The sequence below is a fragment of the Streptococcus mitis genome, from assembly GCF_946190375.1.
Classification (GTDB): Bacteria; Bacillota; Bacilli; order Lactobacillales; family Streptococcaceae; genus Streptococcus; species Streptococcus mitis_CJ.
Map to the genome: position 1 here is coordinate 47721 of NZ_CAMIAF010000001.1, position 11941 is coordinate 59661.

Sequence of the window (11941 nt, forward strand, 5' to 3'; positions counted from 1 at the left end):
CGCCAGTTCTTTATTTTGCCCTACTTGGCTCCCACTATCCCAAGCTCGCTTGAAGAACGCCATAAGACTTTCTTTCCTGTTGACTATTATATCAAAAATTAGAACAATGTACAATTCTTTTTATGATTTTCTAAAAATCCATATCATCAACTCGTGGAGCACCAGATTGAACAGCAATCGTTTTTAAGGTTTCACGCTCCTCGTGACTCAGTTCAATTTCGAAACAATCAAGATTAGCCTGAATACGAGATGCTGTGACAGATTTTGGAAGTGGTAAAAATCCTTCTATCAAGCTCCAAGCTAAGGCTATCTGGGCAACAGACTTTTCGTGATTTGCCGCGATTTCTTGTACTTGCTTACTATCAAATAGTTCTCCCTGTCCAAAAGGCCCCCAAGCTTCCAATAAAATTCCATTTTCTCGACAGTAATCTACGACTTCCTCTTGATACACACCTGGCGCCAAGCGAACTTGATTGACCGCAGGAACGATAGTTGCAGTTTCAAGCAAGGCATCCAAATGATGGGGAAGAAAATTACTAACACCGATAGCACGGATTTTGCCTTCTAGGTAAAGATCCTCCATCGCTCTCCAAACTTCCGCATTACGAGTTTTCCATGCGTCATTTTCTCTGAGCGGTTTTGGGTTTGGCCAATGAATTAAATACAAATCCAAATAATCCAAGCCCAGCTTCTCCAAAGACTCTGCAAAAGCCTGACGAGCTTGCTCATAGTTGTGATTTGTATTCCAGAGTTTGCTGGTTACAAAAATTTCCTCCCTCGGAATACCACTATCTTGAATGGCACGACCAACGCTTTCTTCATTTTTATAAATCGCTGCCGTATCGATATGGCGATAACCTACCTTTAAAGCTTCTAAAACTGCTTTGTAGGCAATCTCTCCATTTTCAGCTTTCCAGGTTCCAAATCCTAGAACTGGAATTGTAACGCCATTATTTAAAGTGTAAGATTTCATTATTTTTCCTTTCTATGAGAAGAAAATCCAAAGAGCCAAATTTTCAAGGAAAACTTTTCTCTTTAGATTTTGTGTATTATTGATTGCGGTCGTAATAGAGTTGGTGAGGTTTAAGACGAGTATCTAACAAATCTGGAATTGTTACAAAGTCATAACCTTGCCCTTTCAAATAGTCAATAACCTTTGGTAAAGCATTCACTGTTTCAGCATGGATATCATGCATGAGAATAATAGAACCATTCTTGACTTCACGCTGAATTTCTGTCAAAATAGCTGCTTCATTTTTACTCTTCCAGTCCAGACTATCCACATCCCACATAATAAAACTCAAATCGAGGCTATTGCGAATGTCGTCTGTAATAGCTCCATAAGGGGGACGCATAAGTTTAGAGCTAGAACCCAGCACTTTAGTTAGCGCATCCTCAGTATCAGTAATTTGTTTTTTAGCCTCATCAAGAGAAAGTTTTGAAAGAACGGGATGGCTCCAACTATGGTTTCCAATGACATGACCATCTGCTTTCATACGTTTCAAAATCTCTTCATTTCCAGAAACATTCTTACCTAAAACAAAGAAAGTTGCCTTGATACCATACTTAGAAAGTGTATCTAATGCTTGATTTGTCGTCGCAGGATTTGGTCCATCATCAAAAGTCAAGGCCACTACTTTACGATTTTTCTTTTCATAATAAGCCTTATATAGTTCTGCGTCCTTATCTAATAAATAAGAGGACTGAATAACTTCAAAGAAACTAGATACCGGCAAGGCAATCTCATCCAGATTTTCAACAGGCTGACTAGGATAAATAAGAATTTGGCTATCCTTGTAATCAAAATTCCATGCAGATAAGTCTTGGTCAGAAAAGACTTTAACAAGTTGATCGACCTTTTCTTGCTCCAATTTCTTATCCTGTAAGAAAGAAGTCAGTTCTTTTATCAGTTGCTCTTTGGCCTTACTAGCATCTGAAAATAGTTGATCAAGGGTAAAAGGTTTACCATCTTCTGTCAAATGTACTTTTGCTAGACTAGTTTTTTCAGTCTCTTCAACTTTTGACGAAGTTAAATCATAGACTTGTTTCATCACACTTCGGTTGACAATCCCTTTTAAAGTCGCATCCTGTTTCTCCGTATAATAAAAAACCAGATTTTCCTTATCCTCTAGATTGTCTTTAATATCCTGTGTCATGATTCCCTTTATAGACGAAATCACTTGCTCCCCTTGGAGAGGATAATAGGCAATTACTTCTGCTTGTCCTTTACGAAAATGATCCTTCTGATTTCCCTCACTCAATTGATCATCTTTCTCTTTTTTGAGCGATTCAATCTTTTGTTCAAAACTTTGTTTTGTGTATATTTTATATCCAATTATTGAACCAAGGACACAAATACTTACTGAGAAGATAGCTACCAGGGCTATTAAACCGATTCTCTTTTTATCGTGCTCAACACGTTTTGCTCTACTTTTATCCATAGAGATATCATATCAAATTCAGGCTATAATTTCAATTATTTTAGAGGAAATAGTATATTAAAAAAGAGGAGTCTGGGACAAAAAGATTTTGATTTTAGGAATTCTTTATTATAAGTTTTTAAAATCGATAGATTAGACAAAAAAAGCGAACAAAACAGAATTCTGAGTGTCAGACAACTTTTTTTGTTCGCTTTTTATATTTAAGGTTAGACTTTTGTCCCAGACTCGATTCCATTGCTGAGAATCGGTTTTCTAAATAAATCAAGCCGGTTTTTTACGTAATATAGATTATGTAAAAAAACTCCTACAACAACAAATCCTTGACTTTCCCAATTTCACTTTTTGGAATCACTAGATGAATCATATCTCCGAGATACATTCTGGTTGAGCCGTTAACTGTTTGGCTCTTGCCATTATGAACTTGGGTTGTGATGAGGACATTGTGTGGTAAGTTGAGTTCATGAACCTGTTTTCCAGCGATTTTGTCAGATACGGGGATTTCAATGAGTGTGACTTCTCCTTCATCTGTTGCTTCTTCTGGCAGCATTTTTTCCAACATAGCCTCATAGACTGGCGCACCCTTGAGCAGATCCATAATGATATAGGCAACTAGGGTTACTAAGCCAAGTGGCATGAGATTACGAATATCTCCAACCATCTCGGTTACGAGTATCATAGCGGTTAGAGGTGCCTTGGATATTGCTCCAAAATAGCCACTCATTCCCAGAATGACAAATATAGGGAATTGCTCCTGACTGACAAGTCCAAGATTGACACAAATAACACCAACTAGGGCACCAAGTAAGGAGCCAAGCGCCAAAATGGGTAGGAAAATTCCTCCTGGAAGACCACTTCCATAACTAATCATGCTCCAGATAAAGCGAATCAAAAAGTAAGCTAATAGAACTTGAAAACTAAAATCTTGCTCAGTTAAGGAAAGAACCAGCTGATTTCCACCACCAAGGATTTGGGGTAAGAAGATTCCGACTGGTATGATGAGAATGAAGGCCAGAATTGGATAATAAGCTCTATCCAAATGGATTTTTTGACCTATCCAGTCATAAACTCTACCGACATTGAGTACAGCTTTTTCATAGAGAAAACCAGAAAGTCCTAGAAAAATTCCCATGAGGAGGTAAATCCAATACTGGTCTAGAGTCATAAGTGGGATATTATCTGGCATATCCAGTACGGGTGTTAGGCCAAATATGAGCAAAGAGACAAAGTTTGCTACGAGACTGGCTGCTAGAGTTGAGACCCAGAAAAAGCGTGAAAAATGGTGATAAACTTCTTCTACCACAAAGAGAAGTCCTGCAATAGGTGCATTAAAGGCCGCAGCTAGACCAGCGGCAGCTCCACTAGCAATCAAGGAGCGTTCCTCTACTGGACTGGATTTGAGCCATTTGGCAATTCCTTTACCACCGACTGCTCCAAGTTGAATACTTGGTCCTTCACGCCCCAGCATAAGACCGCTAGCAATAGCAAGAATTCCTAGAATATATTTTTTCCAAAGAACTCCCCACCAGTTGAGGGTCATCAGTCCCTTTAATTCAGCTTCGACTTGAGGAATTCCTGAACCTTTGATGTCTTTTTCTGACCGAGTTAATTTCGCACTGAGCCAACAAACTATTAAATAAAATAGACCAATGATAAAAAGATTGCGCACTAGGTACGCTTGATCTTGATAAAGTCCTTGTATCAGGTGGAAGCCTTTTTCGATTAAAAACCGAAAAGATCCGACGATGAGTCCGACGACGAGACCCACGATGATGCCTCGCCCAACTTGGGATAATATGGTGCTTGAGGCAAAGGCAAATTCTTTCTTGGAACTGAGTGTTTCTGACTGTTCCTCCATAATCATTCCTTCTAACTTAACTTTCTTTTTCTCCTGAAACCAGTGATTTAACGGGTTCAAAGCTGGTTCGGTGAATTGGGGTAACTCCTAGTTTTGTAAGGCCTTCCAGGTGTTTAGCTGTTCCATATCCTGCATTAGTAGCAAAATCATAGCCAGGAAATTGCTGGTCGTATTCCTTCATCAATTCATCACGTGTTACCTTGGCTACTATTGAAGCTGCTGCGATAGAGAGGGAATTAGCATCTCCTTTGATAATGGACGTTTGTGAAATGGGTAGCTCCAGTTTCATGGCATCAATCAAGAGATGCTCGGGTTGCGGACTGAGCTGAGAGATTGCTTCCTTCATGGCCAGTTTGGTCGCTTCATAGATATTGACTTGGTCGATGACCTGATTATCCATGATACCGATTCCGATTGATAAAGCTTGGTCTTGAACGGCTTGATAAATTTCCAGATGTTTCTTTTTAGGGATTTTTTTGCTATCGTTGAGACCTCTAATTTTACAATTTTTAGGTAAAATAACGGCTGCAGCGACTACAGGACCAGCAAGAGGACCACGACCAACCTCATCAACACCTGCAATTAAGGTCAATCCTTGCTTATAAAGTTCCTTTTCATAGGAAAGCATGGATTCCAAACGAAGATCCTCATCCAATTCAGCCTGAATGGCTTTTTTACGCTTGCTGATTTCCTTTTGAACTCCAGAGCGATTATCCTTTTCAAGATCTAGAAAAATAGGGCTATCAAGGTCCTTGACCGTTTCAAGGAGTTCTTTGATTTCTTTAATCGTCGCCATCGAGGTCTTCCAATGTATCTAAGGTATAGTTACCGAGTTTGCCGTCGCGGACTTCCTTCACGAAGAGACTGTAAAAACGGTCATAGTCATCACGGAAACCGAGAGCACGGGTCATGTCCATAATAATAACAGGGGCTTCTTCTTCAATTTTCATTTGTTTGAAGCGTTCGGCCAGCTTTTCTGGATAATGTTCTTTGAAATAATTGAGGCCAAAAATAGTTACCTCATCCATAGGAAGCAACTGGTCTTTGATAGCTCCAGTCAAGGCCAACTTAAGAGCTACAGTTTCATCCTCAAACTTAGGCCAAAGAATCCCCGGTGTATCCAAGATTTCAAGGTCTTTATTTGTTTTGAGCCATTGTTGCCCCTTGGTAACCCCTGGTTTATTGCCGACAACGGCAATTTTCTTACCAGCTAAACGGTTCATAAGAGTGGATTTACCAGCATTTGGAATCCCGATAATCATGGTACGCAAGGTTTCAATCTGGATACCACGTTCTTTCTGACGAGCAATCTTATTCGCCATGAGCTTTTTAGCAGCATCGGTTACAACTTTTACAGTCACTTGCTCTTTGGAGTTGATAGCTAGCGTCTGGATTCCCTGTGATTCAAAATACTGGCGCCATTCCTTGGTCATTGCTGGGTCAGCCAAGTCTGCCTTGTTTAAAATCAAGAGTTTTGGTTTGTCACCAACAATTTTGGTCAACATAGGATTTTGACTAGATAGAGGTAAGCGTGCATCCACCAAAATCGTTACAAAATCAACAAATTTTAAATTTTCCTGCACCTGTCGACGTGCTTTAGACATGTGACCAGGAAACCATTGAATAGTAGCCATTGAGTTTTTTTCCTTTCGTAGCAAGGGTTTAGATACCCTATTTTATTTTACTATCGTTTGAACATAGAGAGTTTTCAAATGAATGGTGTTCAAACAGTTCTTATTTAATTACATAGAAATCTACTTTATATTATATCATGCCTTCTCTATTTTGTCCGATGATAGCCCTTTAAGCTCCCTGAATTGAAAAAACGACTCTATAATATTTGTAGTGGGTAAATCCCCTATAGATATTATGGAGTCTATTTTGTGTAGAAAAAGTTCCATAGAAAAAATCATATGGAATCATTACTTTTTATCACAAAACCACTCGATATCAAAGACTCAAATATCAAAAAAGAAAGGACGAAATTTGTCCTTTCTAGATCTTAGCTTTTCTTCAACCTACTACAGTTGACAAAGAGCCCAAATTAATTTGATATTCCTAATCAATTTGTTCATATCTTATTCCAATCAACTATATATTGATTAGGATAATTTATTTAATAGCCCAGTGAGAATAAGAGAACCACTCATTAATTAGACTAGCGATTTCTTTAGGTGCTTCAGTATAAAGCTCATGGCCAAAGTTCTCTAGAAGAATAGTATCAAAATAGTCTGGCAATTCTTTTAGGGCGTCCTCTCTCCATGTAGCTTCATTAGGATAACAAGGACTAATAAACAAGGTATCTCCCACTTCTCTCTTAAAAGCTTTTATTTTCCTCCGTAGACGGAGGATCGCTTCTATATTTTCATAATTTATAGCTAACTCATATCTATTATACTCCGCATCCCAGTGATAGGACTGTCTTACAGCTTTCTCCATATTTTCTGACCAATGCTTTGCTTCAGATTTTTCTTTAGAAATAAGAACATCTAAGTCCGAAATAATTTGAGATTTGATATAGTTTTTAGTTTCCTCTAACTCTGTATCTAAAGGTAAAATCTTATCTAAATCTAGATAGCCACCATCCAAAAGAATCAGTTTCTTCACTTCTTGAAATTCCGATGCGAGATAACGAGTCAAATCTCCTCCAAGAGAATGGCCTATCAGATAAATAGATTTTTCCTCTACAATCTCATTTTTAAACCATGATTTCAATTCTGTTTCATCTCGAAGACGCTTTTCATATGGATTTAGAAAGTAAACCTGCGAATCTAGTTCTTGAAGAAAATCCTTGCTATGATAGACATTGCTTCCCAAACCGCCAATAAAATATTTTTTCATTCTCTACTTAATACTATGCTTATTCATCTTTTGTTCAAAGATAGTCGTAATAATCTGACGCAATTCTTCGCGTTCTTTTTCTGGAATTTCACCACTTGTTTGAGCTGCAGCGTAGAGTTCAGGGTGTTCAATTGAAATGCGTTTAATAGTACGTGTCGTAGCATGCTTTCTGACAAAAAACGGAATGCGCTTAATCAAGTCTTGTGGTACTAGTGCAAGAATCTTCTCAGCAGTTTCCTTGTCACTAATCTTAGACGTCGTAAGTCCCTTCTTAATCATTTCCTGTTCTTTTTCTGTAAAATCTTTTAATTCCATCTGATTAGTCCTCCTATTTTCTTTAAGTTAAATTATATATCATTTGTAGCAAGACGACAAATAGTCTGTTTGTAAAATGCTCTCTATACTACAATTTTCCTGTCGCTCATAATTGCTCTTTAATGAAAAATCACAAATCCATTTGAAGAGATGACAAGCTGATTTTCCAATTCTTGGCAATTGCTTGCTAGTGCTACGGTTTCTTTTTGTAAATGATAATCTTCCTTTGATTGGTTGAAAATCGCTTTGAGGATTTGCCCTTCATATTTCCACTGCAAAGCTACTACATCAGCTTTGATTTCTTGAAGACCATACTTGCCCTGCTGAATGGTTGATGACGCTTGTTTTCTAATACTAATCAGCTTCTTCATAAAGTTCAGCATATCATTGTCACTTGATACACGTTCCCAAGGCATACAACGTCGACAATCTGGATCCGGACCGCCAGTCAAGGATAGCTCGGTTCCATAATAGATGCAGGGTGTTCCCTTTTGTAAAAAGAGAAAGGCTAAGGCTGATTTAACCAGTTGAACGTCTTCATTTGCCGTCCACAAGATTCGCTCTGTATCATGCGAATCCAAGAGATTAAACATGACCTCTGAAATCTGCTGCTTGTAGTACATAGACTGGCCATTGATTTCATCGATGAACTGGTCTGTCTTCTTAACTCCTCGTAAGAAATAGTCCTTGATGCTATCAGATAAAGGATAATTCATGACCGCGTGGAACTCATCGCCATTTAGCCAAGGCTGAGACGTATGCCAGACTTCTCCTAGGATATAAAGATCAGGCTTTTTAGCTAAAACTGCCTTGCGAAAATCCTTCCAAAACTGATGGTCAATCTCATTAGCCACATCCAAACGCCAAGCATCGATATAAAACTCTTCAATCCAATAAGTCGCAACTTTTAAAAGATAGTCCTTGACCTCTGGATTGGATGTATTTAGCTTAGGCATATAGTCCTCGAAACCAAAAGCATGATAGGGTAAGTCTCTCTTATTAACTAGCTTTTCAGTTGTCACTGGGAATTGTTGAATATGGAACCAATCCTTATAAGCAGATTGCTCACCATTTTTGACAACATCTTGCCATTGAGGAGATTGCGAACCAATATGGTTAAATACCGCATCCAGCATGATTTTCATGCCACACTGATGAGCTTGCTCGACCAGTTCCCGAAAGGTCTCCTTATCTCCAAAATGACAGTCAATTTCAAAGTAATCTGTCGTATTGTATTTATGATTGCTCGTAGATTCAAAAATCGGACAGAGATAAAGACCTGTAATACCCAAGTCTTGTAAGTAATCCAGATGGTCAATAATCCCCTGTAAATCACCACCAAAGAAATCATCACTATTAGGTGTGATAGATGAATCCCAGTCTAAAGTCTCTTCTGGGTTTAATCGAGCATTTCCATTAGCAAAGCGTTCTGGGAAAATCTGATACCATACTGTGTCTGAAACCCAGTCAGGAACCTTGCAGGCATCAATCTCATGTATATAAGGCAACTTAAATCCATTTCCAATAGCATGAAGATTTTCTAGAGAATTGTCCACACACCCTTTATCACCATACAAAATACTTTGGCCTTCTGTATCCTTGAGTTCAAAGACATACTGGATACGTGCAAAGTCGACAGACACTTCAACCTGCCAATAATCAAAGATGGCGTCAGAAGTTAGCTTAGCCATTTCCTTTGTATCTTGATAAAACTCCTCCATAAAAATAAAGGGATCACCATAATGCAAGTTGATGCTTTCAATATCCCCTTTCTTAGTCCGGATACGAATGTGCATTGTCTTGTCTTTATAAAGATATGCATACTCCGACTCGGGTCTGTGGTAAATGGCTGTTAATTCCATTGTTCTGTCTCCTAATTCACTTTTATTTATCTTGTCGAGAAAACGTTTTCATAATCGTGATCCCAGTATACTACTTTCGTATTTTATTTGCAAGGTTTGCCCGTAGTTTCGAGTGGATTGTTTCTATAAATAAAAAAGCAGTCAGCCTTACAACCAACTACTTTTCAAATGATGATTCACAAATGTCTTTCCAGCCACTCTATCTTTTTAAAATCCTTATTGTTATTGTGCTCATTTCGATAAGAATCTTGGGAAGAAGCCTTGTAAATACTTAAAAACTGTTCCAAACTTGGAACGCGAAAAGTGATGTTTTCGAGATGAATCAACTCTATATCCGATTCCGAAACTCCAGCAAAATCAGGTAAAGAATCGATACTTCCGAATTCAACACTCAGACCATCTTTTTGGAATTCATGCTCATGAATATCTATTAAGGCATAGCCTAAGTGTTTCATCACTTTCATTATCTTATCCCACTCATAAATTCTGAGATGATCGGGTGCTTCCCAACCTCTAGGGTCACCAGGCACATGAATGTCAATGTCAGACGGCCCCCATTCTTCATTTGATCGGTATTCAAACCCCAAAGACCCCATGAGCGTCGGAGTGATTCCAACTTGGTTTAAATGAGAACAAATTGTTCGAAATTCATCAAATAGAGAATTCATTCCTCCTCCAATCGTTGATATAGAACTTAATTTCGTTGTGAATAATAAACTAATTTTCACCTTCTACTCTTTCGGTTTCGAAAATACTTCTACTCGCTGAGCTAGGACTTTTATTTCAACAGGTAGGTTATCCGATTTATCGCCGTCAACATCAGACTCCAATTCACTATCCGAAGAGATCTTGATATTACGAGCTCTGATATACTCAATATTATCATTGCTGACAACATCTCCTTTTAGTAAATCAGGAATAACGGATAATTTAGAGAATATAGAAGCATCTTTTAGAATCAAAATATTAGCATAGCCGTCTTTGTTTTCTTCAAAAATTTTCTTATCAGCGAAGTAATTTGTCAAGAGAACCAAAACATGACTAGCTTCACCAACATAATTTCCATTTTCTGTCTCAACCTTAATGTTAAATACCTGATCCGTCATGACAGACTTCATGGTATTTACAGCATAGGCTAAAATACCAAATTTTGTCTTGTCCTCAATCTCCACATTGTGAATCGCCTCAGGCAGAGAACCGATACTAAAGATATAACCAAAATAGTTATCATTTGCTTTACCAATATCAATCTTATTAGTTAGATTAAAATCGAGTTCATCAATAGCGCCATCGATATCTTGGTTAATTTCCAAAAGTTTTGTAATGAGGTTACCCGTCCCACCAGGGATAATACCTAACTTAGGAACGTATTCTCTCTCAGCAATACCCGAAATGACTTCGTTGACAGTCCCATCTCCACCAAAACACACCACTGCATCGTACTGCTCACGAGACGCTTCTTCAGCAAAATGTGTTGCATCTAGCGCTTTTTCAGTAATTTTGGTTTCAACATATTCAAAGTATTCTTTTGCTTTATTCTCCAGCTTTTCTTTATAATCCAAAGCCATCTCACCACCAGAGGTAGGATTGATAATTATCATTGCTTTTTTCATTGATTTTCACCTCAAAATCCGTTAGAAATGCTTACATTTCATCCTATGTAACTAAACATACTCCCATTATATAATGAAAATGCTGGAAAGAAAAATATGAAGTACTGGAGATTAATAGACTTTTATTCTATTTTCCCATCGTCTAACTACATCCTTTAAGGATTCATCCAAGTAAGAATAGAGCTTATCCTTAATCCAATCAGGAATACCATAAGCTGCCTCTGCTATGCTACCAGTGATTGCTGCGAGAGTATCACTGTCGCCACCAAGTGAGATGGCGTTTCTACTTATCATACTCTTTTATTTTATCAGCATATTCTGTCAAAAGATTCTTTGAATAAATTTTTTCATTACTTGAATTTCTAACTTCTTTCCAAAGAATAGATGCAACTTTTAGTTTATTCGAGTAGTTGTCACTATTTTCATCTGCACAGAAATCCTTTAAAAATTGATTCCATTGACAAACCGAATGATCATACTTAGCATAATCTGAATTTCCATAATAGACTTTTAGCATATCTTGGATTGTAAAACTCAAATCATTTTCTCTTTTTACTTTTCTCCAAGCTGTAGCCATATCAGCAGTAAATTTAAATGGCGAAACATCTGTTAAAGTTGAGAAATATTCTCTAAAGTGTGTATTAAAGGAGAATCCACATTCAAGTAAAGGCGTATTTAAGGTAACGACTTCTACTCGTTTCTTTTTCCTTTTTATTGATGATTTTTTAATCAAATTACCCTTAAAGTACTGCTCAATAATGTGATTGAGTTCTTGTTTAGTACCTCTATATTCAAGTTCTAATAACTTGCATATTTGCGAAAGTTCATCACGATACCAATAATATTTATTAAACTCATCAAACGAAGTGATTTTATCAAATTCTGGTCTGTTCTCTATCAATATTTTAGCTCCACAAAAAACAATTTACTTTTTCACTCAAAGAGTACCTTACTATTTGCCTGTGTTCATACTTATGATTCAAGCTCACAATCACACACTCAGCGGTTCGGACT

Annotated in this window: 11 protein-coding genes and 1 pseudogene; all 12 read right to left on the bottom strand. The window is 37.6% G+C overall.

The window, feature by feature from the left end:
* Positions 1-130: 130 nt before the first annotated feature.
* The 12 genes and pseudogenes from N8M09_RS00220 to N8M09_RS00275 all read right to left on the bottom strand — a co-directional run bounded on the left by N8M09_RS00220 (position 131) and on the right by N8M09_RS00275 (position 11828).
* Positions 131-973, bottom strand: coding sequence for an aldo/keto reductase (locus tag N8M09_RS00220; protein WP_261062755.1), 843 nt, complete (start codon positions 971-973; stop codon positions 131-133).
* Positions 974-1049: 76 nt separating this feature from the next.
* Positions 1050-2441 (bottom strand): peptidoglycan-N-acetylglucosamine deacetylase PgdA, encoded by a 1392-nt coding sequence (gene pgdA, locus N8M09_RS00225; RefSeq protein ID WP_261062756.1) that lies wholly within the window; start codon positions 2439-2441, stop codon positions 1050-1052.
* 304 nt (positions 2442-2745) lie between these two features.
* Positions 2746-4296: a ClC family H(+)/Cl(-) exchange transporter gene (locus N8M09_RS00230; RefSeq protein ID WP_261062757.1), complete on the bottom strand. Its 1551-nt coding sequence runs from the start codon at positions 4294-4296 to the stop codon at positions 2746-2748.
* Positions 4297-4312: 16 nt separating this feature from the next.
* Positions 4313-5092, bottom strand: a complete 780-nt coding sequence (locus N8M09_RS00235; protein ID WP_261062758.1) for a ribonuclease HII — start codon at positions 5090-5092, stop codon at positions 4313-4315.
* The gene (ylqF, locus tag N8M09_RS00240) at positions 5079-5930 is read right to left on the bottom strand and encodes a ribosome biogenesis GTPase YlqF (RefSeq protein ID WP_261062759.1); all 852 of its coding nucleotides are present in this window, start codon (positions 5928-5930) and stop codon (positions 5079-5081) included. Before ylqF ends, N8M09_RS00235 begins: the two co-directional genes overlap by 14 nt.
* 478 nt (positions 5931-6408) lie before the next feature.
* Entirely contained in the window at positions 6409-7137 is a 729-nt protein-coding gene (locus N8M09_RS00245; protein WP_261062760.1) for an alpha/beta hydrolase, read from the bottom strand.
* A gap of 3 nt (positions 7138-7140) precedes the next feature.
* Positions 7141-7452, bottom strand: coding sequence for a hypothetical protein (locus N8M09_RS00250; protein WP_000420556.1), 312 nt, complete (start codon positions 7450-7452; stop codon positions 7141-7143).
* A gap of 119 nt (positions 7453-7571) precedes the next feature.
* Positions 7572-9314: a glycoside hydrolase family 13 protein gene (locus N8M09_RS00255; protein WP_261062761.1), complete on the bottom strand. Its 1743-nt coding sequence runs from the start codon at positions 9312-9314 to the stop codon at positions 7572-7574.
* A gap of 176 nt (positions 9315-9490) precedes the next feature.
* Positions 9491-9982 carry a phosphoribosylanthranilate isomerase gene (locus N8M09_RS00260; RefSeq protein ID WP_023942513.1) on the bottom strand — a complete coding sequence of 164 codons (492 nt, stop codon included), beginning with the start codon at positions 9980-9982 and terminating at the stop codon, positions 9491-9493.
* Between the two features lie 63 nt (positions 9983-10045).
* Positions 10046-10927: a diacylglycerol/lipid kinase family protein gene (locus N8M09_RS00265; protein WP_261062762.1), complete on the bottom strand. Its 882-nt coding sequence runs from the start codon at positions 10925-10927 to the stop codon at positions 10046-10048.
* 111 nt (positions 10928-11038) lie between these two features.
* Positions 11039-11212: pseudogene (locus N8M09_RS00270) on the bottom strand (ADP-ribosylglycohydrolase family protein); the annotation flags it as partial.
* Complete coding sequence (locus N8M09_RS00275) at positions 11211-11828, bottom strand: SAP domain-containing protein (RefSeq protein ID WP_261062763.1); 618 nt, start codon at positions 11826-11828, stop codon at positions 11211-11213. The pseudogene N8M09_RS00270 and the gene N8M09_RS00275, both read right to left, overlap by 2 nt.
* Between the last annotated feature and the right edge of the window lie 113 nt (positions 11829-11941).